At 63.9% G+C, this 25,195-nt stretch carries 23 protein-coding genes and 2 pseudogenes; 10 read left to right on the top strand and 15 right to left on the bottom strand.

Annotated features, from left to right (window positions below):
• The first annotated feature begins 278 nt into the window (after positions 1–278).
• From pqqA to AC3WLT_RS00095, 7 genes and pseudogenes are all read left to right on the top strand, one after another.
• Positions 279–353 (top strand): pyrroloquinoline quinone precursor peptide PqqA, encoded by a 75-nt coding sequence (gene pqqA, locus AC3WLT_RS00125; protein WP_013342881.1) that lies wholly within the window; start codon positions 279–281, stop codon positions 351–353.
• 198 nt (positions 354–551) lie between these two features.
• Positions 552–827 (top strand): annotated as a pseudogene (locus AC3WLT_RS00120) (cytochrome b); the annotation flags it as partial.
• A complete protein-coding gene (locus AC3WLT_RS00115; RefSeq protein WP_492589621.1) occupies positions 824–1,900 on the top strand; it encodes an alpha/beta fold hydrolase in 1,077 nt (358 codons plus the stop codon). The pseudogene AC3WLT_RS00120 and the gene AC3WLT_RS00115, both read left to right, overlap by 4 nt.
• On the top strand, positions 1,842–2,168 hold the full coding sequence (locus AC3WLT_RS00110) for a thiaminase II/PqqC family protein (RefSeq protein ID WP_492589620.1): 327 nt from the start codon (positions 1,842–1,844) through the stop codon (positions 2,166–2,168). The genes AC3WLT_RS00115 and AC3WLT_RS00110 overlap by 59 nt, the downstream gene beginning before the upstream one ends.
• 320 nt (positions 2,169–2,488) lie before the next feature.
• On the top strand, positions 2,489–2,878 hold the full coding sequence (locus AC3WLT_RS00105; RefSeq protein ID WP_492590104.1) for a DUF6232 family protein: 390 nt from the start codon (positions 2,489–2,491) through the stop codon (positions 2,876–2,878).
• 158 nt (positions 2,879–3,036) lie between these two features.
• Complete coding sequence (locus AC3WLT_RS00100) at positions 3,037–3,369, top strand: hypothetical protein (RefSeq protein WP_492589618.1); 333 nt, start codon at positions 3,037–3,039, stop codon at positions 3,367–3,369.
• Between the two features lie 263 nt (positions 3,370–3,632).
• Positions 3,633–4,736 carry a hypothetical protein gene (locus AC3WLT_RS00095; protein WP_492589616.1) on the top strand — a complete coding sequence of 368 codons (1,104 nt, stop codon included), beginning with the start codon at positions 3,633–3,635 and terminating at the stop codon, positions 4,734–4,736.
• A gap of 75 nt (positions 4,737–4,811) precedes the next feature.
• Here AC3WLT_RS00095 and AC3WLT_RS00090 read toward each other — a convergent pair whose 3' ends face one another.
• Positions 4,812–7,265, bottom strand: coding sequence for a glycogen/starch/alpha-glucan phosphorylase (locus tag AC3WLT_RS00090; protein ID WP_492589614.1), 2,454 nt, complete (start codon positions 7,263–7,265; stop codon positions 4,812–4,814).
• 738 nt (positions 7,266–8,003) lie between these two features.
• Here AC3WLT_RS00090 and AC3WLT_RS00085 point away from each other — a divergent pair.
• On the top strand, positions 8,004–9,371 hold the full coding sequence (locus AC3WLT_RS00085; protein WP_492590102.1) for an MFS transporter: 1,368 nt from the start codon (positions 8,004–8,006) through the stop codon (positions 9,369–9,371).
• 172 nt (positions 9,372–9,543) lie between these two features.
• Here AC3WLT_RS00085 and ltaE read toward each other — a convergent pair whose 3' ends face one another.
• The 3 genes from ltaE to AC3WLT_RS00070 form a co-directional block, all read right to left on the bottom strand.
• On the bottom strand, positions 9,544–10,551 hold the full coding sequence (ltaE, locus tag AC3WLT_RS00080; protein ID WP_492589612.1) for a low-specificity L-threonine aldolase: 1,008 nt from the start codon (positions 10,549–10,551) through the stop codon (positions 9,544–9,546).
• A gap of 277 nt (positions 10,552–10,828) precedes the next feature.
• Positions 10,829–11,581 carry a peptidoglycan DD-metalloendopeptidase family protein gene (locus AC3WLT_RS00075; RefSeq protein ID WP_492589610.1) on the bottom strand — a complete coding sequence of 251 codons (753 nt, stop codon included), beginning with the start codon at positions 11,579–11,581 and terminating at the stop codon, positions 10,829–10,831.
• Positions 11,582–11,732: 151 nt separating this feature from the next.
• A complete protein-coding gene (locus tag AC3WLT_RS00070; protein ID WP_492589608.1) occupies positions 11,733–12,044 on the bottom strand; it encodes a cupin domain-containing protein in 312 nt (103 codons plus the stop codon).
• Positions 12,045–12,306: 262 nt separating this feature from the next.
• On the opposite strand from AC3WLT_RS00070, the gene AC3WLT_RS00065 reads away from it, so the two are divergent.
• On the top strand, positions 12,307–12,627 hold the full coding sequence (locus AC3WLT_RS00065; protein ID WP_492589606.1) for a hypothetical protein: 321 nt from the start codon (positions 12,307–12,309) through the stop codon (positions 12,625–12,627).
• A 242-nt stretch (positions 12,628–12,869) separates the two neighbouring features.
• Here the strand turns inward: AC3WLT_RS00065 and AC3WLT_RS00060 are convergent, their stop codons facing one another.
• From AC3WLT_RS00060 to AC3WLT_RS00025, 8 genes and pseudogenes are all read right to left on the bottom strand, one after another.
• Positions 12,870–13,187 carry a DUF4148 domain-containing protein gene (locus tag AC3WLT_RS00060; protein WP_492589604.1) on the bottom strand — a complete coding sequence of 106 codons (318 nt, stop codon included), beginning with the start codon at positions 13,185–13,187 and terminating at the stop codon, positions 12,870–12,872.
• A 275-nt stretch (positions 13,188–13,462) separates the two neighbouring features.
• Positions 13,463–14,872, bottom strand: a complete 1,410-nt coding sequence (gnd, locus tag AC3WLT_RS00055; protein WP_492589602.1) for an NADP-dependent phosphogluconate dehydrogenase — start codon at positions 14,870–14,872, stop codon at positions 13,463–13,465.
• Between the two features lie 173 nt (positions 14,873–15,045).
• Complete coding sequence (locus tag AC3WLT_RS00050; RefSeq protein WP_492589600.1) at positions 15,046–15,678, bottom strand: DUF938 domain-containing protein; 633 nt, start codon at positions 15,676–15,678, stop codon at positions 15,046–15,048.
• Positions 15,679–15,725: 47 nt separating this feature from the next.
• Positions 15,726–16,331, bottom strand: coding sequence for a pyridoxamine 5'-phosphate oxidase family protein (locus AC3WLT_RS00045; protein WP_492589598.1), 606 nt, complete (start codon positions 16,329–16,331; stop codon positions 15,726–15,728).
• Between the two features lie 113 nt (positions 16,332–16,444).
• Positions 16,445–17,341 carry an NAD-dependent protein deacetylase gene (locus AC3WLT_RS00040; protein WP_492589596.1) on the bottom strand — a complete coding sequence of 299 codons (897 nt, stop codon included), beginning with the start codon at positions 17,339–17,341 and terminating at the stop codon, positions 16,445–16,447.
• 52 nt (positions 17,342–17,393) lie between these two features.
• A complete protein-coding gene (locus AC3WLT_RS00035) occupies positions 17,394–17,606 on the bottom strand; it encodes an oxidoreductase-like domain-containing protein (RefSeq protein WP_492589594.1) in 213 nt (70 codons plus the stop codon).
• A gap of 99 nt (positions 17,607–17,705) precedes the next feature.
• Positions 17,706–18,470, bottom strand: a complete 765-nt coding sequence (locus AC3WLT_RS00030) for an SDR family oxidoreductase (RefSeq protein WP_492589592.1) — start codon at positions 18,468–18,470, stop codon at positions 17,706–17,708.
• A 128-nt stretch (positions 18,471–18,598) separates the two neighbouring features.
• Positions 18,599–18,940: pseudogene (locus AC3WLT_RS00025) on the bottom strand (ABC transporter substrate-binding protein); the annotation flags it as partial.
• A 164-nt stretch (positions 18,941–19,104) separates the two neighbouring features.
• Here AC3WLT_RS00025 and AC3WLT_RS00020 point away from each other — a divergent pair.
• Positions 19,105–19,983 (top strand): polysaccharide deacetylase family protein, encoded by an 879-nt coding sequence (locus AC3WLT_RS00020; RefSeq protein WP_492589590.1) that lies wholly within the window; start codon positions 19,105–19,107, stop codon positions 19,981–19,983.
• Positions 19,984–20,037: 54 nt separating this feature from the next.
• Here the strand turns inward: AC3WLT_RS00020 and AC3WLT_RS00015 are convergent, their stop codons facing one another.
• From AC3WLT_RS00015 to AC3WLT_RS00005, 3 genes are all read right to left on the bottom strand, one after another.
• Positions 20,038–21,450 (bottom strand): DUF2252 domain-containing protein, encoded by a 1,413-nt coding sequence (locus AC3WLT_RS00015; protein ID WP_492589588.1) that lies wholly within the window; start codon positions 21,448–21,450, stop codon positions 20,038–20,040.
• Between the two features lie 119 nt (positions 21,451–21,569).
• Entirely contained in the window at positions 21,570–22,583 is a 1,014-nt protein-coding gene (locus AC3WLT_RS00010) for a hypothetical protein (protein ID WP_492589586.1), read from the bottom strand.
• 140 nt (positions 22,584–22,723) lie between these two features.
• A complete protein-coding gene (locus AC3WLT_RS00005; protein ID WP_492589584.1) occupies positions 22,724–24,835 on the bottom strand; it encodes a D-(-)-3-hydroxybutyrate oligomer hydrolase in 2,112 nt (703 codons plus the stop codon).
• Between the last annotated feature and the right edge of the window lie 360 nt (positions 24,836–25,195).

Raw genomic sequence — 25,195 nt, 5'->3', positions numbered from 1 at the left:
AGGCCAAGCGATCCCTCTTTTCCAGACGGTATAGCCGCAAACGGGGTCTTTATTGGTCTGATCGCGGCGTGCACAATTCTTTACCGGCTGCCCGATTAGGCGCATCATCGGCCGTGTCGGCATCGGGTTGCAGTCATGCCTGCCGAAGCGCCAACGGGTGCTTTAATCCGTTTCGGGCATGCAGCTTGCATAGGCTGGTCGCGAAACGGGGCCGACGCCGCGACCCGGACTGCGGCAATGTCATCATTGTGTCCAGGCCAAAAAATGGAGGTACGAACATGCAATGGACAACGCCTAGCTACACCGATATGCGTTTCGGTTTTGAAATCACGATGTATATCGCCACGCGTTAAGCCCGCTTGAGCCGCGAATGGCGGCTTTGTGAATACTTTTCGCCAATCCGGATTGCCTGCCTGCCCGGCGCTGCGAACACTGCCGGTTTCGTCGCTCAACGACCGAACCGCCATCGCGGCAGCGCCGGGCGACCGGCCTCCTTCATCTCTTATAGCTCCGCGTCGCGCGCATGTGCATTGAGGCGGATTACGCTTTACGCCGCGTGCACTACGCAAGGGATTTTGTATGGGGGCATGGTTGTGATGCCGCTGTGCGGTTACCCCGGCTCTTCATTCAACCGCTATGAGACACGTTTCTGGCGCGTCCTGCTGCAGAAACGGGGTTTGGATGACGCGGGATTGCGCGCGCTCTTCTGCTGCCTTCACAAGGCAATGGGCTATGTGCCGATTGCGCTGATCGTGCTGCACATCGCGGGCGCGCTCAAGCATCAGCGAATCGATCGCGACAACCTGTTCGCGCGGATGTTGCCATGACGAGACGCGCCCCGCAGCAGACCTTGCCGCCGCTCAAAGCCGATGCGCTGCGTACGCGTGACGGCCATCGCGTGGCGTTCGCCGTGGCGGGTGCGTTCAATGGCGTGCCGGTGGTTGTGCTGCACGGCGGCCCGGGCAGCGGCAGCCAACCGGGCGTACTGCGACTCTTCGACCTGGCGCGCTTCAAGGTGGTGCTGATCAATCAACGCGGCAGCGGCGCGTCGACGCCGTTCGGCAGCGTGCGTCACAACTGCACCGCGCAGTTGATCGATGATATCGAGGCGATCCGCCGGCATCTGGGTATCGGGCAACGGGGCGTGCTCGGCGGCTCGTGGGGCGCTGCGCTGGCGCTCGCTTATGCGGGACTGCACCCGCAATCCGTGACGGGTGTTGTGATGCGAGGGCTGTTCCTGACGTCCGCGCGCGAAATGCGCGGACTGTTCATCACCTCCCGCCGCCGGGCGCCGCGCGCATGGGCGCGGTTAAGCGCCGCGGCGCACTCCGGCCGGCCCGCTGCGTTGTTTGCGCGCTGCGCTCAATTGCTGCAAACCGGCTCGAGTGAGGAGCGTCAGCGCGCGGTCGCCGTCGCCTGGCGCGGCTATGAAGACGCGGTGCTCGCATCCGTCCGTACGCGCCGCGCGCACCCGGCAGTCCTGCACTCGCAGCGCGATGCGCGCAAACTGATCGGTAAATACCGGATCCAGGCCCACTACCTGAAGCATCGCTGCTGGCTCGGCGAAACCCGTCTGCTGTCGCTGGCGCGCCGCGCAGCGGCGGCCGGTGTGCCGCTCGCCGCGGTGCACGGCACACGCGATCCGGTCTGTCCGCCGGCCAATATGCAGCGCCTCGCGCGCGCCGTGCCGGCCGCGCGGATCGAACGCGTGCGCGCGGGCCATCTGGCGAGCGACTCCGCACTGCAGGAGCACGTGACCCGTGCGCTCGAAACGATGTTCGACCCACCCGCACACGAGGAGCGCCACGCGCGCCGGGAGCCGCGACGAATTCGAAGCGCAGTTGCGCGCCAAGGGCACGGCCTACCATATCCATCATCCGTTCAACGTGAAGATGAATAGCGGCGGCTGCTCGCGCGAACAGATTCGCGGCTGGGTAGCGAACCGCTTCTGCTATCAGATCAACATTCCTCTGAAGGACGCGGCTGGCCTCGCCTATTTCCGCGCGCGGATCCCGCTCGCGCAGCGCGACGTCCTGCACGGCCTCGCTGTCACGCTCGATCATTTCACACGACACGACCAGCACGAACGGGCCCTCGCGATCCTGCAGTTCAAGCTCGACATCCTGCGGACCATGCTGGATTCGATCGAAAAAGCCTTCCCGCAATGAACGAGACCCTACGCGCCGCCGACGCAGCGCCGTCGCCCCAGCGCCCGAAAATCGCGACACTGTATCGCATGCAATGGGAACCGGCGCAGAATCGAACGCGGGGCATGATTTCGGTTGATTGCTACCCCAAGTATTCCGGTGTAAAAAAGGTGATGAAACAAGCGGCATAATTTAGGCATAAAATCCCGCAATTCCAGATTTTAGTCAACGGACTACAGATACCTGAAACAGTGGGCGTCACGGGTGCCCAAAAATCCCATAACTTTAGTCATTTGAAGTCTGGTACGCTGCGCCCTTTGCTACCGCTTGCATTCGACTCGATGGAAACCCCTTTCAATGATCGTGGCGTGTCGGTCACACGTAACGCGCTTTCAGCCGCCGGCCAGGTGTTCCCGCTGCGCGAGATTCTGGATGTGCATGTTGTTACCGTGCAGAAGAATAAGGTCTTACCTTTCACGATTTCGCTGATCGGGTTGGCCGGCGCCATTGCCGGCGGGATCTTGCACTCACCGGCGGGCATGGTGTGCGGCGTCATGCTGGTGGTGGTCGGCTGGCTCACATGGGCGACCCAGGACATTACCCATCGCCTGATGGTGAAAACCGCCAACGGCGAGCGGGAAGCGCTCTCGAGCGTCGATCGCGAATTCGTCGAGCGGGTCGGTGCGGCCGTGCATGAAGCGAAGGCGGCCGCAGCCACCTCAAAAGCCTGAGCCCTCCGCAAAGCGCTCAGCCCCCCGCGTTCAAGCGCCATGCGTTAACGCAAAATTGATTCGCGGCATCGCGGCTTTTGCGCGCCATTGAGGCACGCATCGCTAGAGTGGACAGGTATCAACAAAACGCGCCGCCTCGCCGGATCGGCGCAACCACGATGCTAACGTCCACTGCCTCGTCTGACATCTCCATGCCGCGCGCGCCGCGCGTTGCCCGTCCCACGCACCTCATCGTGCCGCTCGTCATCATCGACGTGACCGTGCCGGGCACTTCATCCGCAAGCGGACGGCGCGCGCTGCATGCCGCGCTCGGCGACGATCTGCGCCTCTATGTCGTCACCATCGACAAACATCGCGAGCGTGTGACCTTCCACGTCGAAGTCACCTCGCGCACGCTCGACGACGTAATCCGCCTGCTGACGAGCGCCCTCGACCGCGCCACGCTGGGTCGTGCGCAGACCACGGTGATCCGGCGTCCATGCGATTGTTGACGTAGATCAATGTTTGCACGGGCGCATCTGCTGCCGTGCTGCAAACCCGCGAACCTTTACACATCTTTGCAATTGCTCGCAGGTGGCCCTGTAGAGTCGGCGGTCCTGTTATCGCGTGTTCCCTCCCGCAGGCCCCCGCAAGCGTCCCGGTTTCGCCGTCCACGCCGCGGCAATCCAGTGAGATTGCCGCCAGTGCTGTCCACCTCGCAGCTCGCGATGCATCGCCTTCGCCAGGGACTCGCTCTTTTGCAAAGCGTGATCCTATGCTCCTGTCGTCTTCCGATGCCGCGCGCCGGCATTGTCGTCCTCGTCTTCGTCCTCGTTTGCGTCATCTCACAGCGGCGGCGCTGGCCGCAACCGTCGCCGTCATCACGCTGACCGGCTGCTCGACCAGCTTCCCAACACCCACCCCTCCAGCCCCGACCACCGCGCTGATCAACGGCGGCAAAGACGGTCTGCTGATTCCGCTGCATGTGGAGCGCGCCGACAACGATCATGCGCGCCTCGGCCTGCCGGTTCAGCTCGACGGCAAGCCGGTGTACGTCGCGCTCGACACGGGCACGCAAGGCGTGCGGGTGTTGAAGTCGGTGCTGCCGGGTTCGAACTACGCGAACACCGGCGCCGTGACGTCATTGTCGTTTGCGAACGGCGCGGAGATTCGGGGCGCGGCGGTGAAGGTGCCGTTCAGCGTGGCCGGCACGAAGCCGGCACCGATCGACGCGCAAGCGGTCGAAACCGTGCGCTGTCTGCCGATCGCGAAGCGCTGCGTGGCGATGGACGGCTACACCGGCGAATTCGGCTGGGCCTTTTCCGGCATTTTCGGCGCCGGCGCCGCGCAGCCGGGCGACGGCGGCTACACGCAACCGCTGCGCGCGCTGTCCGGCAACATCGGTCAACGCTACCTGGTGCACTCAAACTTCGCGAAACCGTACATTGTGTTGAGCCCGTCGAGCGCCCTCACGAAGGACTACACGATGGTGCCGATGACCATATCGAAAGACGGCGCGGCGCAATGGCCGCGAGGCTGCGTGAAGGTCGCCGACAAGATGACGTTCTGCGCGCCGCTGGTGTTCGCAACCGGCAGCACCGGCATGATCCGCATCGAAACGGACACAGCGCCGAACTGGACCGGCGACGGCGAAGAAGGCAAGGTGCTCAATCAGGGCAACTACGAAGCGGCGATCGGCACCGGATCATGGGTGCACCGTTATGAGGCCGCGCAGGTCACGATCGTCAAGGCGAAGCCGGACGCCAATCGCATCGTGATCGGTCTGATGGGGATGCAGAACATCGATGTGCTGTTCGATTTCGCGCGCGGCGAGTTCGGTCTGCATGCCGTCAGCGAGAGCGAAAGATTTGCGCCGTGACATTCATCGGGCGCTGGAAAAAAGGCCGTGCAAGCTCCGCACGGCATTTTTCTTTCGAGCAAGCGAGCGCGCCCGTCACTCGATCTCGAGCGGATTCACGTGCCAGATATCGCGCGCATATTCGCCGATCGTGCGGTCCGACGAAAACTGCCCCATGCCCGCAACGTTTTCGATCGCGCTCTCGGCCCACGCGCGTTTGTCGACGAAACGCGCGTCCACTTCCGCTTGCGCCTTCGCAAACGCCGCGAAATCGGCGAGCACCATGTAGTGATCGCCCCAATCGACCAGCGTGTGGAAGATGTCGGAGAACCGCAGCGGATCGTCCGGCGAGAAGAAGCCCGAGCGAATCTGGTCGAGCGCCATGCGCAGTTCCGGATTCTCCTCATAGACTTGCCGCGGCCGGTAACCGGAGGCGCGCAGGTCGTCCACTTCGTCGGCGGTATGGCCGAAGATGAAGATGTTCTCGCGCCCCACCGCGTCGCAGATCTCGATGTTCGCGCCGTCCATCGTGCCGATCGTCAACGCGCCGTTGAGCGCGAGCTTCATGTTGCCGGTGCCTGACGCTTCCGTGCCGGCCATCGAAATCTGCTCCGACAGATCGGCTGACGGAATGATCAGCTCGGCCACGCTCACGCCATAGTTCGGCACGAACACCACCTTCAGCCGGTCGCCGACCAGCGGATCGTGGTTGACCTTCTGGCCGACGTCGCCGATCAGTTTGATGATCGTCTTCGCCATTCGATACGCGGACGCGGCCTTGCCGGCGAACATCACCACACGCGGCACCCAGTCGCGCTCGGGGTTCTCGCGAATCTGGTTGTAGCGCACGATCACGTGCAGCACGTTCAGCAACTGCCGCTTGTATTCGTGGATGCGCTTGACCTGCAGGTCGAACAGCGCATCGGGATCGAAGTGCAGTTTCGTGTGATGCGCGAGACGCTGCACGAGCCGCATCTTGTTCTGCCGCTTCGCTTCACGGAAGGCGTCGACGAACGCCGTGTCGTTGCGCAAATCGCGCAGCTGCTCCAGCTCGAACAGATTGCTGCGCCAGTGCTTGCCGATCTGCTGATCGATCAGCGAAGACAGCGACGGACTCGCCTGCGCGAGCCAGCGCCGCGGCGTGATGCCGTTGGTCACGTTGGTGAAGCGCTCCGGATAGAGGCGCGCGAAGTCGGCGAAGATATCGCGCGTCATCAGTTGCGAATGCAGCTTCGACACGCCGTTCACCGTATGACTCGCGACGATCGCCAGATGCGCCATCCGCACGCGCCGCTGGCCATATTCGTCGACCAGCGAAATGCGGCGGATCATCTCGCTGTCATGCCACGATTGCTCGCTGACGTGCTTGAGAAACTCCGCGTTGATCTCGAAGATGATCTCCAGATGGCGCGGCAGCAAACGCGCGAGCGTCTCGACGTCCCACGTTTCGAGCGCTTCGGGCATCAGCGTGTGATTGGTGTACGAGAACATCTGCGTGATGTGTTTCCACGCCTTGTCCCACGGCACGTGATGCACGTCCACCAGCAAACGCATCAGTTCCGGAATCGCCAGCACGGGATGCGTATCGTTCAGATGCACCGCCACTTTCTCGGCGAAGCGGCCGAACGTGCTGTGCGTGCGCTGATAGCGGCGGATCAGATCCTGCATCGTCGCCGAGACGAAGAAGTATTCCTGGCGCAGCCGGAGTTCGCGGCCGGCCGGCGTCGAGTCGTCCGGATACAGCAGGCGCGATACGTTCTCCGACATGTTCTTCGTATCGACCGCGTTGCGGTAGTCGCCGCGGTTGAACGCGCCGAGGTCGAGTTCCTCGGTCGCGCGCGCCGACCACAGGCGCAGCGTGTTGGTCGCGGCGGTCGCATAGCCGGGAATGACGGTGTCGTAGGCCATAGCATTCACATGCTCGGAGTCGATCCATTCGACGTGTTCGCCGCGCTGCACCGTGCGGCCGCCGAAGTGCACCATGTACTTGATCTCGGGCCGCGGAAACTCCCACGGATTGCCCGCGCGCAGCCAGTAGTCCGGCGCTTCGACCTGCTCGCCATTGACGATCTCCTGACGGAACATGCCGTATTCGTAGCGGATGCCATAGCCGAAGCCCGGAATGCCGAGCGTCGCCATCGAATCGAGGAAGCAGGCGGCTAGCCGCCCGAGGCCGCCGTTGCCGAGCGCGGCATCCGGCTCGAGATCGGTCAGCGCTTCCATGTCCACGCCGAGACTCGCGAGCGCTTCCTTCATCTGATCGTAAATGCCGAGCGCGAGCAACGCGTTCGTGAACGTACGCCCGATCAGGAATTCCATCGACAGGTAATAGACGCGCTTCACGTCCTGTTCGTATTGCAGGCGCGTGGTTTTCATCCAGCGCGCGACCAGCCGGTCGCGCACGGCAAGCGCGGCGGCGTGCAGCCAGTCGTGCGGGCGGGCCGTGACGGCGTCTTTGCCGACGCCATACATCATGCGATTGGAAATTGAGCGCCGTAGCGCGTCGACGGTACTGTTGAGCTGGTCGAACTCCAGATCGACGGCTGTCATCGAAGCCTCCGGGAAAAAGCGATGCGGCGAACGCGAACCGCACAGATGACGGACGGGAGGCGCGTGCCGGTCAGGCGGATTAACAAGCTAACCAACAGAGTAGGACATTTTACGACCCGCGGACACCGGCGGGCGCGAACGGGAATCAGGCACATGCCATGCCCGCCGATGCGGGGTACTTCGCGGGTTTTTGCGCACGCGCGGTGCAAGCGGCGTGCTGGCGGGCCTGCGCGCGTGCATCGGCGTGCATCGGCATGCAAAAGAGACAAACGATTGCGAACGATGCAGGCGCGCTTCGACAGGATACAGCGCGATTATTTTTCTACGACGTGACGCGCGGATGAACGACTCGATGCCCGCGATACGTGGTCGAATCGGGCCGCCTCGCCTGCTGAACGGTTTTTCCGCGCGAACTCGTATCGTGCGTGAGCCGTGCCTGCTCGGAGGCACGCGCGGGACTTGACCGTTAGTTGCATTGCGGCAGCACCCAAATGGCCGCCCTGCCGCCGCGCTCCCAGCACGATTTCCACGACTCTGTAACAATCACTTCATTCGCTGCGCGAGCCGCCCTGACCAATGGATTCGGGCCGCGCGCGCCCCGCTCCACCCCACCCTGCCGCTTGCGCACCGCGCCATCTTTGGCGCGGCCGGCGCTTCGGCATGCTCAACCCGACGAGCCACGCCTTGTCCGACAAGTCCAGCGCCACTTCCGCCCACGCCAATCCGGCGGACGGCCCGATGTCAGCGGCCAACCGCCGCGCGATGGCCGCGATCATGCTGGCCGTGGCGCTCGCCACGCTCGACACCGCGATCGCCAACACCGCCCTGCCCGCCATCGCCGCCGATCTGCACGCGGCGCCCGCTGCGTCGGTATGGATCATCAACGCCTACCAGCTCGCGATGGTCGCGACGCTGCTGCCGCTCGCCGCGCTCGGCGACATCGTCGGACATCGGCGGATTTATATCGGCGGGATTGCGCTGTTCACGCTGGCGTCGCTAGCCTGTTCGCTCGCTTCGACCCTGCCGCTGCTGGCCGCCGCGCGCGTGCTGCAAGGGCTCGGCGCGAGCGCGATCATGAGCGTGAATACCGCGCTGATCCGCTATCTGTATCCGCCGCATCGGCTCGGACACGGCTTGGGCACCAACGCGCTGATCGTCGGCGTGTCGTTCGCGGTCGGGCCGACGGTGGCGTCGCTGATTCTGTCGATGGCGGCATGGCCGTGGCTATTCGCGATCAACGTGCCGCTCGGCCTGCTGGCGCTCGCCTTTGCATGGCCGGCGTTGCCGCACACCGAGCGAGGCACGCACAACTTCGACCCGCTCGCCGCCCTGCTCAACGTGATCACTTTTGCCGCGCTGATCTTCGCGCTCGGCGAGGCGGCTCAACGGGCTCCGGCGCAACGGGTACTGAGCGCGGCGGCGGTTGCCGTCGTATTTGGGCTACTGCTGATCCGGCGCGAGGCGGGACACCCGGCGCCGATGCTGCCCGTCGATCTGTTCAAGCGGCCGGTGTTCGCGTTGTCGGCGGTGACCGCGGTGTGCTCGTTCGCCGCACAAGGGCTGGCATTCGTGTCGCTGCCGTTCTACTTCGAGGATGTGCTGCATCGCAGCCAGGTCGAGACCGGCTTTCTGATGACGCCGTGGCCAGTGGTGGTGGCATTGGCCGCGCCGCTGGCCGGCAGTCTGTCCGACCGCTATCCGCCGGGCTTGCTCGGCGCGATCGGGCTCGCGGTGTTATCGGCGGGAATGACATCGCTCGCGTTGTTGCCGGTGCATCCGCATGTGCTCGACATCGGTATCCGGATGGCGGTGTGCGGTGCGGGCTTCGGCTTCTTTCAGTCGCCGAATCTGAAGGCGCTGATGGCCAGCGCGCCGCCCGAGCGCAGCGGCGGCGCCAGCGGTATTGTCGCGACCGCGCGGCTGCTGGGGCAGACCACCGGCGCCGCGCTGGTCGCGCTGAGCTTCGGCATCGCCGGCCGGCATGGGCCGACGCTCGCGCTGGGCGCGGGCGCTTTCTTCGCCGGCGCGGCGAGCCTTGCTAGCGGGCTGCGGCTTCTGGCGCCGTCGCATCGAGCCGGCGTGCACGCCAAGGCAGCGGCGGAGTAAACGTAAACGACGCCGTAAACGCGAAGCGGGCGCGCTGCCGTAACAGTGCGCCCGCTTTGTTTCGCCGCTTTGTTTCGCCGCTTTGTTTCGCCGCTTTGTTTCGCCGCTTGTTTTCGCCGCTTGTTTTCGCCGCTTGTTTTCGCCGCTTTGACTACCCGGCTACGCCGCTGAATCAATGCGCGGCGAAATACCCCTTCACAGCCGCGACGAACGTGTCGATATCGGCACGCGACACATCCTTATGCGTGACGAAGCGCGACGCATACAGCATCTGCGTGAGGATGCCGCGCTCCTTGAGCCACGTTTCGAGCGGCGCGCAATGCGGCTGAGGAAACTGCGCGAACACCATGTTGGTCGCCACGGACTGCACCTTGACCTGCTCGACATCGGCGAGGCAGGCAGCCAGATGCGCGGCGTTCGCGTGATCGTCGGCGAGGCGCTCGACGTTGTGATCGAGCGCATACAGGCAAGCCGCCGCCAGCACGCCAGCCTGGCGCATGCCGCCGCCCAGCACCTTGCGCCAGCGGTGTGCCACGTCGATCAGCGCCTGGCTGCCGACCAGCACCGAGCCGACCGGCGCGCCCAGGCCCTTCGAAAAGCAGATGGATACCGAGTCGAACGGCCCGCACAGCGCCGCGACCGGCTGCCCGGATGCCACTGCCGCGTTATAGACGCGCGCGCCGTCGAGATGAGCCGACAGGCCGTGCTGACGCGCCAGTTGCACTGCCTCGGCGACATAACCGGCCGGCAGCACTTTGCCGCCGATGGTGTTTTCCAGCGCGAACAGCCGCGTGCGCGCGAAGTGGTTGTCGATCGGCTTGATCGCGGCGGCGATCTTGTCGAGCGGGATCGAACCGTCGGCGGCATTGTCGAGCGGCTGCGGCTGAATGCTGCCGAGCACCGCGGCGCCGCCGCCTTCGTACTTATAGGTATGCGCCAACTGGCCGACGATGTATTCGTCGCCGCGCGCGCAGTGCGCCATCAGCGCGGCCAGGTTGCTTTGCGTGCCGCTCGGGAAGAACAGGCCGGCCTCCTTGCCGGCACGCTCGGCGACGCTCGCTTGCAGACGCAGCACGGTCGGGTCGTCGCCCCAGACGTCGTCGCCCACTTCGGCGGCCGACATGGCCGCGAGCATGGCCGGCGTCGGACGGGTTACGGTATCGCTGCGCAAATCGATCATTGTGAAGTCCTGTATTTGACGGCCCGTGACAGCCGGCCGGCGTGCCGCTTCGCAGGTTCAACTTCATGGCCCGCTTCATAGCCTGGTACGGCAGACCCAGCTCTAGCTGTCGAACCACAGAGTGTATTTCAATTACCGCTGCGCTGAGAATCGCACTAAAAACCCGCGCTAAAAACCCGCAGCCGCCGCTCCCACCGGTCCCGGCTCATGTGCCGGACTCACCGCCGGATCTCTTAGGTGTTAGGTGACACTCAGCGCCGAAACTCAGCGCCGAAACTCAGCCGCCGGACTTAGGCAGCCAGGCAAGCGGATCGACCGGTTGGCCGTTCTGCCTGACTTCGAACTGGATCGACGCCACACCCCGGCTATCCACGCCGACTTCGCCGATGGTCTGGCCTTGCGCGACGGCGTCGCCTTCCTTGACGAGCAGCGTGCTGTTTTGCCCGTAAGCGGTAATCAATGAATCGTCGTGCTTGATAATGATCAGCGGCCCGTACGCTTCGATACCGGAGCCCGCGTACACCACCCGGCCGGTGGCGGCGGCCTTGACCGGATCGCCGGCGCGGCCGCCGATCACGATGCCGTTCGACTTGCCCGGCGCGAAGCCTTTCAGCACCGGCCCGCGCAACGGCCACAGCAGCACGCCATGCTGCGGGACGGCGGCGGCAGGGCCGTTGGCGCCGGCCACATTGACCGGCGGCGTCACCACACTGCCGGACGCCATCGGCGGCGCAACGCGCAACACCTGTCCCGGACTGACCGTCGTGGTATTCGGCGCCAGACCGTTCCACGTAGCAAGATCCTGCGGCCGACGGCCGAACGCCGATGCGATGCCGGAGAGCGTGTCACCCGGATTGACGCGGTAATAGCCGGCCGGCACAGGAACCGTGGCGAGGATGGTCGGCCGGCTCGGCGTACTGCTGTAGAACGGCGTGCTCTCCCACGGCATCGTCGTACAGCCGCCGAGCACGACGCCAAACGCGGCCACGATCAGCAACCGGGACCCCGCGATTTGCCATTGTCTTGTCATGTGATGATCCTCGACAGGTTGATTCAATTGATCTGCCAGCGCCCGCGGCGCGACGCGGAAAAACGCGGCGCAGTGTGGTGTTCAACCGAAGCGGCAGCACGCATTATGCCCGCCGTGTGCACGCGCGAGCGCACCGGCGCCGCGGCGAACTTCAGACGCTGCCTTGCGCCTCGACCACCAGAATGCGCGCCACGCCGATTGGGTGCGCGACATGTTCGGTGCCGGCCGACGCGTAGAACACATCGCCCGTTTCCAGAATGGTCGACTGTTCGAGACCCGCTTCGCGGTAACGCATCTCGACGCGGCCATCGAGCACGGCGAACACTTCCTCGCCGTTGTTGACGTGCCATTTGTACGGCTGATCGGTCCAATGCAGGCGCGTCGTGATGCCGCCCATGTTGGCGATATCGAGCGCGCCCCATGGCCGCGTCGCGGTGAAATTCTTGCTGCGAATGATCTTCATAGTGAATCGACGGTTGAACGGCGCGGCCTTCCTCTTCTCCCTACCCCTGAGGCCTATCGGGGCAGCCTGACCAGCCAGGCCGCCCGTTTCGACTGGCCCCATTATAGGTCCAACGGCGAGTCTGACGGCCGGTCTCACGGCTGTCCCGGAGCCGCGCAGCGCCATTCGTGTGATTTATTGAATCCTTTGAGGTCACCTATACTCAGGCATGCTGCCGCAACGCGCCGTACGCAAAACGCTCAGATCCTGTGAGGAGTCGGGGATGAACAAAGCCACCTTTCTGGCCGTGCAACTCAACGTCGACGATGTTGCGGCGTCGCCCGGGTTGGTCGAGTTGCTGAACACACATCTGGTTTTTGCGGCGGACGTGGCCGAAGCGGCCGACGCGCTGGTGCAGCTCGCCAGCATTGCGGGTCTGTCGAGCGGCGTGGAAGCCAGCGTCGAGATTCCCGCCGTGGCGATCGAGCGGCTGCGCGAGGCGCTCGACAATCTGAGTGGCTACGACGAATCCTGGCTGCTCGCACTCGAACCGAGCCGCGCGCTGTTCGACGATATCGGCCGCCGGCATCGCACCTTGCATTAGGCTGCGCCCGCACTGCCGCGCACCCCCGGCGCCCCGTACGCCAACGCCGGCGGTCCGCCATTTTTCGCTCACCGCCCGAACCGCCAGACTGCCCGGCATGCTGAACCGCGGCTCCAGTCTCCAGGCAAACCGCCCACGCGGACCGTAAACGACAAAACGCCGTCCGGAAACCGGTCGGCGTTTTTTTATTGCCCACCGCCTGTCACCCAGGCGATGTTTGTTTGCATCAGCTTCGGCGCAAATTAGTTGCCGAAGTAAACCGACTGACGGTCGTTGCCGTTAATCGGGCGGCCAGCTTGCGAACTGCCGGCGATCGGTGCGCCGTAGCCGCTGTTCACAGCTTGAGCGGCGCCGTTCTGTCCATCGACGCGTGCTTGTGCGGCCTGCAGGTTGGCCGGGTAGTCGACGTGATCGCCAACCGGGTTGTAGCCGGCCTTTTCGAGTTGCACCAGTTCAGCGCGAACTTGAGCGCGCGTCACGGGCTGGTTCGATTGGGCAAACGAAGCAACAGGAGCGGCCAGAGCGGCGGCAACGACAACTGCGGAAATAAACGTCTTCATGATTAACCTCCAAAACTTGTTTTGATTTCGCCCGGGACCCATGTCCCGTAGCGCTTAAGTACAAGTTTAGGAGCGCCGACATCTAGGGGAAACCCCCAAAACGACGAAACTCTATTTCGATTTTCGCAATAGTTCGCAACCCACTGCACCCACATGCTATCTGAATGATAGTTTTCAGCAATAATTGCCCATCTCAATTTCAATCGCTGGCGTCAATCACTGCCGCCACCCGGCGCGCCTTGTGGCAAGCGCGCGCCGGGCCGCGATTCAAACGCTCAGCTCCAGTTCGCGTGGAAGCTGCCCGGCTTGTCGACACGCTCGAACGTATGCGCGCCGAAGAAATCGCGCTGCGCTTGCACGAGGTTCGCGGGCAGGCGTTCCGAGCGATAAGCGTCGAAATACGCAATAGCCGATGCAAAAGCCGGCACCGGCACGCCCGCATTGATCGCGGCGATCACCACGTCGCGCAGCGCCGACTGGTAGTTCGCGGCGATGTCGCGGAAGTACGGATCGAGCAGCAGATTGGCAATCGCCTTGTCTTTCGTATAGGCGTCCGTGATCTTTTGCAGGAAGCGGGCGCGGATGATACAGCCGGCGCGGAAAATCTTCGCGATCGTGCCGAAGTCGAGGTCCCACTTATATTCTTCCGACGCCGCCCGCAGTTGCGCGAAGCCTTGCGCGTACGAAATCACCTTGCTGAAGTACAGCGCACGGCGCACTGATTCGATGAACGCGTCACGCTCGACGTCGAGCGGCTTCGCCTTCGGCCCTTCGAGCACCTTGCTCGCGGCCACGCGCTGGGTTTTCAGCGACGACAGCACGCGCGCGAACACCGCTTCTGTAATCAGCGGCAGCGGCGCGCCGAGATCGAGCGCGTTCTGGCTGGTCCACTTGCCGGTTCCCTTCTGCGCGGCGCGATCGAGGATCACGTCGACCAGGTCCTTGCCGGTTTCTTCGTCTTTCTTGCTGAAAATCTTCGAGGTGATTTCGATCAGATAGCTGTCGAGCTCGCCCTGATTCCATTCGGTGTAGACCTTGCCCAACGCCTCGTTCGACAGACCCGCGACCTGTTTGAGCACCGCATAGCTCTCGGCGATCAGCTGCATGTCGCCGTATTCGATGCCGTTGTGCACCATCTTCACGAAGTGGCCCGCGCCGTCCGGCCCCATGTAAGCAACGCACGGCTCGCCGTCCGGCGCCTTCGCGGCGATTTCGGTGAGGATCGGGGCAACCAGATCGTAAGCATCGCGCTGGCCGCCCGGCATGATCGACGGACCTTTTAGCGCGCCCTCTTCGCCGCCCGACACGCCCGTGCCGATGAAGTGCAGGCCGGCTTTCGCCAGCTCCTGATTGCGGCGGATGGTGTCGGTGAAATGCGTATTGCCGCCGTCGATCAGGATGTCGCCCTTGTCCAGCAAAGGCTTGAGCGAGGCGATGGTGGCGTCGGTCGGCTCGCCTGCCTTGACCATCAGCAGAATGCGGCGCGGTTTTTCCAGCGACTCGACGAACTCTTCCAGCGTGAAAGCCGGCACCAGCTTGCGGTCCGGATATTCGGCGATGAGTTCGTCGGTTTTCGCACGGCTACGGTTGAATACCGACACCGCATGGCCGCGGCTCTCGATGTTGAGCGCCAGATTGCGGCCCATGACCGCTAGCCCTACCACGCCAATGGCCTGTTTGCCCATGTGAATTCTCCAGAGTCCAAAAAATGTCGGGACGTCGCGCCGGAATGATCGTCGGCGGGACGGCGAGGGTGAAAGGATAAAAGAAATGCCGGCTTGCCGCTTGGCGGCGGGCGATGAACGGAGCTTTTCACTGCATGCGAGCCGCCGGACGTTCGCACGCAGCCGAACGCTTGTCAGACTCGCGCCGCGCTCCGGCGTCTCCTGAAAACCAGGCTGAAATTGTTGGCCGGCATTGCGATCGGCTCGTCGCACAGCAAGCCGACCGGTGCGCCCAACGCTATCACGGCCTCCATGTCGCGCACACCCCATGCGGGATCGCTGCTGCGCAAATGTTGATCGAACGTCTCGTTGCTCGGTGACGTATGCGCACCGCCGCGCCTGTAAGGACCGTACAGATACAGCACGCCGCCGTCGGCGAGACACCGGCTCGCGCCGGCGAACAACGCTTGCGCCGCGGTCCACGGCGAGATGTGAATCATGTTGATGCAGACCACCGCGTCGAGCGTATCCACACCCCAATCCGCCTGATGCACGTCGAGCGCGAGCGGCGCGCGCACGTTCGCCAGTTTTTCATGCGCGACCCACGCGGCGATGGAAGCACGCGCGTCGGCATCGGGATCGCTCGGCTGCCAGTCGAGGCCGGGCAACGCGCCGGCGAAGCACACTGCGTGCTCGCCGGTGCCGCTGGCGATTTCCAGCACCCGGCCGGTGGCCGGCAACACCTCGCGCAGCACCGCGAGGATCGGTTCGCGATTGCGTTCGGCAGACGGTGAATGTTGCCGCTGCGCGGGATGAGATTCGGTCATGTCTTGTGTTCGGTTCAACTCAGCTTCAACTCAGTTTCAACTCAGCTTCAATACAGGCTGGTGCGCAGTCTCTCGACGAGTTCACGGTCGTAGGTAGCGGCATCGAAGCTCGCGCCGTTGATACGCCGATGAATCTCGCCCGCGCTCGGCAGGCGCGAACGCTCCACATGCTGCGCCGCATCCCACAGTTTCGAGCGCACCAGCGCTTTCGAGCAATGAAAGTACACCGCGTCGACGTCGATCAGCAGCACGGTGCGCGGCAGTTTACCTTCAACGGCGAAGCTTTCAAGCCATTCGGGATTGTTCGAAATGCGGCCGCGGCCGTTCACGCGCAAACTTTCGCCCACGCCCGGCACGATGAACAGCAGCGCCAGATGCGGCTCGGCGATGACGTTGCGCAGACTGTCGAGGCGATTGTTGCCGACGCGGTCCGGCAACGCGAGCGTCCGTTCGTCGACGATGCGCACGAAACCCGGCGCGTCGCCGCGCGGCGAACAGTCGAGGCCGTCGAGCCCGGCGGTGGCGAGCACGACGAACGGCGCGGCTTCGATGAACGCGCGATAGTCTTCGTTGACGTACAGAATCTCTTTGCGCACCGAGCGTTCGTGTGGCTGACCGTAGATTGCTTCGAGTTGCTCGATCGTCGTCAACATCGGCTTTCCTTTGCACCGTAGCGGTGGATTTCGTTGGATCGGCGTTGCGTTGAGCGTGTGATTATCGGCGATGGCGGCGCGCGGCGCGGTTCGATCTGTCTGGCCGAACCTGCTCAATCCAGCGCCAAACGGCCCGCCAGCGCGGTCAGCGTGTCCGCGCAAGGCGCGGCGATTTTAAGCGAGAGCAGCGGATCGGCCCGCGTGCGCCCAAGATTGATCGCGACGACCGGCTTGCCCTGCTTCTGCGCCCACACGCAAAAGCGGTAGCCGGAATACACCATCAACGACGAACCGGCCACCAGCACCGCGTCCGCCGCATCGAGCGCGTGCGACGCCGCTTCGACTCTCTCGCGCGGCACGCTTTCGCCGAAGAACACCACCGCCGGCTTCAGCAAGCCGCCGCAGTTCGAGCACGCCGGAATGCGGAACGCCTCGAGATCGTGCCATTCCAGATGCGCGTCGCCGTCGGCGGCGGTTTCGGCGATGACGTTCAGCAGCGCGGGATTCTCGGCTTCGAGCGTCTGCTGGATCGAGGCGCGCGTGTGCTGCATGCCGCAGTCGAGACACGTCACGCCGTCGATCCCGCCGTGCAATTCGATCACGTCGCGGCTGCCCGCACGCTGATGCAAACCGTCGACGTTCTGCGTGACCAGCGTCGGCACGTGACCGGCCGCTTCGAGCCGGGCGAGCGCGGTATGAGCCGCGTTCGGCTGCGCGTCGGCGACCACCGGCCAGCCGACCATGCTGCGCGCCCAGTAGCGCTGACGCATCGCGACGGTGCCGAGAAACTCCTGCAACGTGATCGGCGGCGAGCGTTTCCATTCACCGTTGTCGTCGCGATAGCCAGGGATGCCGGAGTCGGTGCTGATGCCCGCGCCGGTCAGCACGAACAGACGCGGATAACGCTGCACGAAGCTGTGCAGGTCGTCTAGCGTGTGGGAGTCGGCGTGCAGGGAGTCGGCGTGCAATCCGCTGAAGGGTTCGATGCGAGCGGGCTGAAGGTCGGTCATGACAGGGACGTTGGGTAGGGGCCGGCCTGGACGTTAAGCATTGAAGCGCCGTTCAGCGGCGCGAGCGCGGCTTGCTCTGCCGCGCCTTTTGCTCGTGCCGCACCTGCCGCGCCTGCCATTCGGCGAGTGCGGCCTGATAGCGCTCGAGTGCTTCATCGTAAAGATCGAAGACACATGGAGTGCAGCCGCTATGACAACAATCGTCGAGGTCAGGCTGCACGGGCGGCACCGGCTTCGGGTCGTCCTTGGGCGTGGCTCGGGGCACGGCGAATGGCTTCCGGATGACGGGACGCGCTCAGTATAAGTTGATCTTCCGCGCCGCGCGCGGCGGCGCATCGCGTTCTGCGCCGCCTCGGTCTTGCGGTCAGCCCCGGCCTACGAAAGGCATCTTGCTCGCCATGATCGTCATGAACTGCACGTTCGCCGACAGCGGCAGATCCGCCATATGCAGCACCGCATCGGCCACGTGCTGCACGTCCATCAGCGGTTCGACGGCGATCTCTCCGTTCGCCTGCGGCACGCCCCGCGCCATCCGTTCGGCCATCTCGGTCGCGGCATTGCCGATGTCGATCTGGCCGCAGACGATGTCGTACTTGCGGCCGTCGAGCGAAACGGCTTTCGTGAGACCGGTGATCGCGTGCTTGGTCGCCGTGTAGGCAATGCTGTTCGGCCGCGGCGCGTGCGCCGAGATCGAGCCGTTGTTGATAATGCGGCCGCCGCGCGGCGTCTGCGTTTTCATCAGACCGAACGCGGCGCGCGTGCAGAGAAACACACCCGTGAGATTGGTGTCGACCACCGAACGCCATTCGTCGATATCGAGTTCGTCGATCTCGACGGGCGACCCGTTGCGGCCGGCGTTGTTGAACAGCACGTCGAGCCGGCCGTGCCGCGCGCGAATCGTGTCGAACAGCGCAGCGACGCTGGCGGCATCCGTGACGTCGCAAGCCACGGCGAGCGCATCGCCGCCCAACAGTTGCGCCTGCTCGACGACCGCGTCGAGCGCCGCCTGGCGACGGCCCGCCAGCACGACGCTATAGCCGCGTTCCAGCAGCTTCAGCGCACAGGCACGGCCGATGCCGCTGCCCGCGCCCGTCACCAGCGCGACCTTCCTCGTTCCCGTTACTGTCACAGCACTTCTCCTTGTTTTGCAGATCGGCCGCGCGAACCTGCCGGACTTCACCGCGCGGATTGAACCGTGCGTAACCGGCCGGCGAGTTTCCTGAAGCCCGGATCTTCCTTGCGGAACATACAACCCTACACCTCGGACATCGGCGACGTGCTGGCGATCAGGCAGTCGTTAGCATCCGCCTCCTGGGCCTTGGCACCATACAACAGCGGATCGTCCATCACAAATGCGACGGCGCGCCCGGTCTTCACATTGAGGAAGGATTCCGCGTGATCCCTGGCGCTGATGAGGCGCATATTCACGCCCTTCTCACTGTTCATCTGCCGCAGCAGGCGTTCCCCGGACGTGCCCGCCGTCGTCACCACGGTCTTGCCCGCGAGATCGGAAAAGTCCTTCACGCCCGAGCTTTTCTTCACGATCATGCGCACGCCGTACTGGAAGACGCTGTTCGAAAACGCGACCGGGTTGTCGCGAAGCATAAAGTCTTTCAACTTGCCTTCATTATTTCCCGCTTCTTATGCACGCCGGTTTGAAACGGCGCAACGATGGTATCGTTTGTTGTTGCGCGTGATGCGCGCAAAGCAAGGCCTTCCCAGGACGGAGGAAGGAAGACAGGAAGCACCCGGAAGCACCGTTAATGACTGAATTCTCCTCGCCGCCACAAAACGCGGATAGCACCAAAGCCGCCGCGCCGCGCCGGCGCTGGCCGCGCACCGGCTATCCCGCGATGCTGACCGCCACCGCCGCATGGCACGTTGCCGTGCTGGCCGGCTGGCTGTTCGCGCCGTCCGCGTGGCCCTGGTGGCTCGCCGCGATTGTCGCGAATCACGCCATCTTCACGGTGGCCGGCCTGTTGCCGCGCACCTCGCTGCTGGGTCCGAACTGGACGCGGCTGCCCGCCGGGGCGCGCAATGCCGACGCCGTTGCACTGACCATCGACGACGGCCCCGACCCGGTTGTCACGCCGCAAGTGCTCGATCTGCTCGACGCCTACGGCGTGCGCGCCACGTTCTTCTGCATCGGCGCGAACGCGCAGCGCTATCCGGCGCTGACGCGCGAGATCGTCGCACGCGGCCATGCGCTTGAAAACCATTCGCAGGTCCACGTGCACACCTTTTCAGTGACGTTTCCCGGCGCGCTCACGCGCGAGATCGACGCCGCGCAGCGCACCTTCGAAGAGCTGAGCGGCGAGCGGCCCATGTTCTTCCGCGCGCCTGCCGGTTTGCGCAATCTCTTTCTCGAACCCGTGCTGCAGAAGCTCGATCTGCGGCTCGCGGCGTGGACGCGACGCGGCTTCGATACCCGCGAGCGCGATCCGCAAGTCGTCGCCGAGCGGCTGCTGGACGGCCTCGCCGCGCGCGATATCCTGCTGCTGCACGACGGCAATGCCGCCCTCACCGTCGACGCCAAACCGGTGATACTCGCGGTCCTGCCGCGTGTGATCGACGCGGTGCGCCGCCGGAACTTGCGTTTCGTCACGCTGCGCGAAGCACGTGAAGCGCATATCGACGCCTGAATACGGCGCCTGCGGCTCGCCGCCGGGGACGCGGCGAGCCGTGCAATACCGCCGCTACACGCGAAAATCCGCCGCCATGTCGTCATCGCTGCGAGCCTGAAGCTCGCCGCTGCGGCAGGCTTTCATGAACGCGTCGTAATCGCGCTCCACCTGGTCCGCGTAAGAGGCCGCATAGCCGGCAAGCGCTTCCGCGAACTGATCGCTGCGGCCGATATACGCGCTGACTTCGATCGCCTTGCCGCTCGCCTTGGCATGCGCGCGCGCCATGATCCAGCCGCACAGCCGTGCATAGCCTTCCAGCAGATCGGTGTCGAATAACTCGATGCTGGCCGACAGTTTCATGTCGCGCAGTTGCCGGAAATAAAAATGCCGCCCTGCCGGCCCAGTCGCCCACCCGAGGAAGATATCGCTCGCGGCCTGCAACATACGCTGCCCTTGCACGACGCGTTCGCCTTCGTGCTTGACCGCCGGCGACTTGTAGTACTGCGCGATCACCGACGGCCGCGCTTCCTTGATTTGCAGGAACAGCGGCTTGTCCATGTGATCGACATTCAGCACCACCATGCAGCGCGTGCCCACGCTGCCGACGCCCACCACCTTGAAGACGATATCCTGTGCGGTGAAATGGCTCAGCAGTTCGCGCCGGTCGTGCGACATCGTCTTCAGATACTCGCCCCACATGCGTTCGAGCAGCTTGCGCCAGTTGGCGCTCTTGAACATGTCGGTCTCTTCCGGCGTGAAGAGCGTGTTCGAACCCAGCACGTGGAATAGCGCCGGCGGCGCATCGCGGATCGTCCAGCGATCGCCGTCGCGCTCGGCCATTTTCTCCAGCAAGCTTTCGTGAGTGCGGTTCGCGGCCTTTTCCATGCCGCGCCGCACGGTGCGGCGGCGCTCCGGAGTCAGCGCGGTTTCCGCCATCCGGTCGAAGGTGATGCGGTCATACCAGAGTTCGAGCGCGCCGCATTGCGCATATTGCGCCATGCGATCGCGATATTCGGTGACAGCCGTCATCACCAGATTCTCGGCCGCGCCGCGGCTCAAACGCATGTGCCGCGCGGCGACCACGAGGCTCGCGGTCAGACGTTTCAGGTCCCACTCGAAAGGACCGACCGATACTTCGTCGAAGTCATTCAAATCGAATATGAGTTGCCGCTCAGGCGTGGCGAAACCACCGAAATTCATCAGGTGGCCGTCGCCGCATATCGGCATGGTGAGGCCGGTATCGGAGATCTGGCTGAGATCGCTGGCTTGCAGAATCGCGGTGCCACGAAAGAAGGTGAACGGCGAGACGGCCATGCGCCCATAGCGCAACGGTATGAGGTTGACGACACGGCCCTCGCTGCTTTGCTTGAGCAGTTCGATCGGGTTGCGGTTCAGTTCGCCCACCGTGCGATGGCTCGAGCGCTTCGAGTGCTCGCGGGCGGCACGGCCACGGGCCTCCCGTTCGGCAATGGTGCTGGCTTTCATGCTCTTCTCCGTCTTTTCTGCGGATCTTCACGACTGGTTTTAGAAGACTGCTTGCAGCTAAGCTCGCCTGTTGCTTTTCGCTATTCTGGGACGCGATCCCAAATGGTGCCACGACGCCTTTACCATCGATATCCCACTCCGGCGAAAATCACATCCGAATCCCGGTCATAGCGAGTCACGACCCGGTTCCATTCGATCCGTCCATTCCAGTGGTCGGTAAAGCGATATGAGCCCGCAATCGTGACGAGGCCGGAGAACTTGCCGGCGCCCGGACCCGGCGTCAGACTGCCCTCGTATTCGTTGATCGCATAGTACGCGCCGACGCCGAGCGCCAGCGTGACCGTGTCGTTCATAAACGCGCGGGTTGCCCACAGCTGGCTGGTGAAACCGTCGCGCCGCGCCACCTTGCTGCTGCCTTCGTGAAGATAGCCGACGGTGACGTCGAGGTACTTCGCAAGGCCGCGCCGGTACTCGATCGCGCCGCCCAGCGCGGTTGGCGAACTGGTCGAGTTGATGATGGTTTCGCCGACATACACCGCCACTTCGTTATTCGTGACCTTGTGCGTACTGCTGCTGGCCCAGTCGCGCGGACCGGGTGTGTTCGGGGCGTCGAGCTGATAGCCGACGCCGAACATCACGCTCGTCGCATCCGGCCCGCGCTGCACGTGCACACGGTTCAACTGGAGCTGCGTGATCCACCGGCTCGAGGCGTAGTATGCGGCGCGCACGCTGTAGACCACGCCCCAGCCGTGGGTGTCGGAATAACTTCCGCCTTGCTGGGCTGTCGTCGTATCGAAGTAGCGGTATGGACCGATGCCCGCTTGCAGGACGAACTGCGGGCTTCCTACCGGAATACGGCCCCAGAGCTGGATCATCTGGCCATCGCGATGATGGTCTGGAATGTGGCCTTCGTTGAGCCAGGTAAAGCTGGCGGCGAAATACTGGCCTAGCCCTTCCTGATAGTTGAACGCCCATGTGTAGGTGTTCGTGCTGCCGGCGCGCGAGCCGCCGCCGAACATCGAGAATTCCTGGGCGTCGCTCGCGCCCGAAGCCAGCAGGAGACACAGACCGGCAACGCAGGGGATAGTCTTGACTCTCGGCTGGCTGCCTGAGACACGTTTCAGATTCAGCATGCGGGTAGCCCCTTTAAAGCTATCGTTGCTGTTCGATATTGTCAGCGGGCGCCGTGCGCCCGCCACGCTGCACGCAAGTGGCATTCTGGCCTGGGATGGGGTTGGCGTCGATACGGGGCAACGCCGCGGGCCGCCGCTCCTCAGTTCGGTACGTTCACCGCGCCGTTGGCGACCGTGATCGCGTCGGGCCCGGGGCTCGTGGCAATCGCGGGAAGGTTAGCGGTGCTGAGCGGGGGCGCCGCGCCGGCAGTGCCACCGCGCGGCGTCGTATGAATCACCTGGGAAGGCGGCAACGGCGTGCCGTTCTTCAGATGGTTCCACATCAGGTTGAGTGCCTGGAGATTGTAGTAATGGACCGGCACGAAACGCGTATCGAAGCCGGCGACGCCGAGGAACGCATCGAAATGCTGGCCGTTCGTCACTTCGTAGAACGACAGCTTGCTCGCGCCGCCTTCGGCCAACTGATTCATCGCCAGATAGGGACGCGACGCATGGTTGATCGGTACGAGCGCATCGGCGCGGCCCTGCACGATGATGGCCGGCTTGCCGTGCAGGTTGGCGTTCACGCGGATCGCCTCGACGCTGCTGCTCAATCCGCCGTTCGTCCACAGTCTGCGCAGACAGGCGGCGCCCGCATAGCTGCCATCCGCGCTCGCCCGGCGATGATCCGCCGCGCCGGATGTGCCCACGTTGTAGACGAGGTTGATGCCGTTGGTCGGCGGCACGCCGTTGCCGGTGCCGAACACCGTGAGCATCGGCGACACCGCCGGCGTGACGCCCGCCGCACCGGTTGAACTCGTGGTGCCGAAGCTGAAGTTGCAGAGGTTATCGGCGACGCTCGACAGCGAGTACGCATTGGCATAGGTCACGGCAACGGCCGGCACTGCCTGGGAATCCCACATCGGCGCCTGCAGGAGATCGGAATCAGTCTGATATCCGTTTTGATGCAGCAGCGCCAGCGCATTAGTCGCCTGGGCCGTCACCGTAGTGCCGGCGATGACGCCGTCGGCCGCCAGCGACGCGCATCGCGCGGTGCGAATCGCCGTGGTCGTGGCGAGCGGCAACGCGCTCAGATACGGCGCGCCGGCCGCGGCGGGCGCGAGCGCCGCGCACGGCTGCAACGTATTCGCGAGCGTCATGTAGTCGGCGAGCGGTTTGCCGATTGCACCGACCGGCACGCCGCCCTGGGTCACCGACACTTGCGCGGGCAGCCGCAAATTGATCTGCGGTTCGCCGACCACGACTGCCGTGATCCAGCCGCCGGTGTCCTGTTCGGCTGCGGAAAGCGCCGCGCCGCCGCCGTTGCTCAACGACGCCGCGATGGTCATGATCGTGCCGTTGGCGTAGCGCACGGTGCGTGTCGAGCCGTCGAGCGTGCCGAATGAATCGTTGAGTGCCCAGTACGCGAACTGGATGGCTTGCAGCGTGTTTTTGCCCCAATCCTTTTCCGGATTCTGTTGCGAGTGTGCGTGCTTGAACGCGTAGCGATTCGGGAAATTGCTGTTGAAGGCAGCGAGCGCGCTGCCGCTCAGATTCGCGGTAAAGATGCTGGTTTTGCCGGCGGTGCCTGCGTCCTGCAAGGTGCCGTCGATGAGCGTGACGAGGTTGGTCGACAGTTCATGCGCGCCGTTGCCGCCGCCCTTGTCGGTGTAGGCGACCGCGCAACCGCGCTTGAGGCCCCACTCGCCGGCTGCGGAGATTGCGCCGTACACGCCGCGCGAACCCGACGAGGTCGCCGTGACGATGCATGGCTGATCCTGATTGAAGCTCGCCGGGATTTGCACGAGCATACTGACGTTCTGCTTGCCGCTGCCGTCGTCGGCGAACGCGAGATATTCCTTGCCGGCGATTTTGCCCTCCCCGAGGGTGTCGTTGCCGTTCAGGTCGACATTGGGACCCCAGAAACGCCCGTAGCCGCCGTTTGCCGTCATGTCGACGAGCGCGCGATAGTTCGACCAGATGGCGAGACGCCGGAGCTCGGCGGCGGTGGGTTGTGATGGGTTGGCGATGGTCGGCGCCGTGGCCGAGGCCAGGCCGGTTTTACCGAGGCCGGCAGTGAGGAGGTCGTCGGTGTTGCCGTCGTAGGACTGGATTTTCGCCGGGCTGGTGATGAAGCCCGGGAGGACATTGGTCTGTGGTTTGATGTTATTGCCGCCGTGGCATGAGGTTAGTGCAATAGCTATTGCTATTAGTGATGCTGGCGCTTGGGTGGTAGGTTTTAGCGCCGTTTTCGCTCGTATCGGTGATGTCATCTCGGTTGTCTCCACTTTCTTTTTTTGTGGTCCCGCCGTTGGGACCCTGCCGGGCGGGGGTCTCTCGATGAATCAGGCTTCCTGGGTTTTGTCCCCTGCCGGGGGCTTGGGAAAGCTTGATGCAAGTTTAGGATGTTTTTTTGCCTTCGCGGCGCTTCTTATGTTTGTTTGCCTATGGCGTTGGCCTTTCCTTGATTTTTTGCCTATGCGGCACTTATGGTGGTACTGCCTGCGGCGTTGGCCTTTCCTTGATTTTTTGCCCGTGCGGCACTTATGGTGGTATTGCCTACGGCGTTGGCCTTTCCTTGATTTGATATTGGTTTATTAGCTTTCCCCCTGTGCGGGGGAGCACCTACTTTT

This window comes from Paraburkholderia sp. FW306-2-2C-D06C (assembly GCF_058781505.1).
This window is presented reverse-complemented; position numbering and strand designations above follow the sequence as displayed.

Coding starts and splice junctions, on each gene's coding strand:
- AC3WLT_RS00115 (WP_492589621.1), top strand. CDS start 824: ATGACGAGACGCGCCCCGCAGCAGACCTTGCCGCCGCTCAAAGCCGAT.
- AC3WLT_RS00105 (WP_492590104.1), top strand. CDS start 2,489: ATGGAAACCCCTTTCAATGATCGTGGCGTGTCGGTCACACGTAACGCG.
- AC3WLT_RS00100 (WP_492589618.1), top strand. CDS start 3,037: ATGCTAACGTCCACTGCCTCGTCTGACATCTCCATGCCGCGCGCGCCG.
- AC3WLT_RS00095 (WP_492589616.1), top strand. CDS start 3,633: ATGCTCCTGTCGTCTTCCGATGCCGCGCGCCGGCATTGTCGTCCTCGT.
- AC3WLT_RS00090 (WP_492589614.1), bottom strand. CDS start 7,265: ATGACAGCCGTCGATCTGGAGTTCGACCAGCTCAACAGTACCGTCGAC.
- AC3WLT_RS00085 (WP_492590102.1), top strand. CDS start 8,004: ATGTCAGCGGCCAACCGCCGCGCGATGGCCGCGATCATGCTGGCCGTG.
- ltaE (WP_492589612.1), bottom strand. CDS start 10,551: ATGATCGATTTGCGCAGCGATACCGTAACCCGTCCGACGCCGGCCATG.
- AC3WLT_RS00075 (WP_492589610.1), bottom strand. CDS start 11,581: ATGACAAGACAATGGCAAATCGCGGGGTCCCGGTTGCTGATCGTGGCC.
- AC3WLT_RS00070 (WP_492589608.1), bottom strand. CDS start 12,044: ATGAAGATCATTCGCAGCAAGAATTTCACCGCGACGCGGCCATGGGGC.
- AC3WLT_RS00065 (WP_492589606.1), top strand. CDS start 12,307: ATGAACAAAGCCACCTTTCTGGCCGTGCAACTCAACGTCGACGATGTT.
- AC3WLT_RS00060 (WP_492589604.1), bottom strand. CDS start 13,187: ATGAAGACGTTTATTTCCGCAGTTGTCGTTGCCGCCGCTCTGGCCGCT.
- gnd (WP_492589602.1), bottom strand. CDS start 14,872: ATGGGCAAACAGGCCATTGGCGTGGTAGGGCTAGCGGTCATGGGCCGC.
- AC3WLT_RS00050 (WP_492589600.1), bottom strand. CDS start 15,678: ATGACCGAATCTCATCCCGCGCAGCGGCAACATTCACCGTCTGCCGAA.
- AC3WLT_RS00045 (WP_492589598.1), bottom strand. CDS start 16,331: ATGTTGACGACGATCGAGCAACTCGAAGCAATCTACGGTCAGCCACAC.
- AC3WLT_RS00040 (WP_492589596.1), bottom strand. CDS start 17,341: ATGACCGACCTTCAGCCCGCTCGCATCGAACCCTTCAGCGGATTGCAC.
- AC3WLT_RS00020 (WP_492589590.1), top strand. CDS start 19,105: ATGACTGAATTCTCCTCGCCGCCACAAAACGCGGATAGCACCAAAGCC.
- AC3WLT_RS00015 (WP_492589588.1), bottom strand. CDS start 21,450: ATGAAAGCCAGCACCATTGCCGAACGGGAGGCCCGTGGCCGTGCCGCC.
- AC3WLT_RS00010 (WP_492589586.1), bottom strand. CDS start 22,583: ATGCTGAATCTGAAACGTGTCTCAGGCAGCCAGCCGAGAGTCAAGACT.
- AC3WLT_RS00005 (WP_492589584.1), bottom strand. CDS start 24,835: ATGACATCACCGATACGAGCGAAAACGGCGCTAAAACCTACCACCCAA.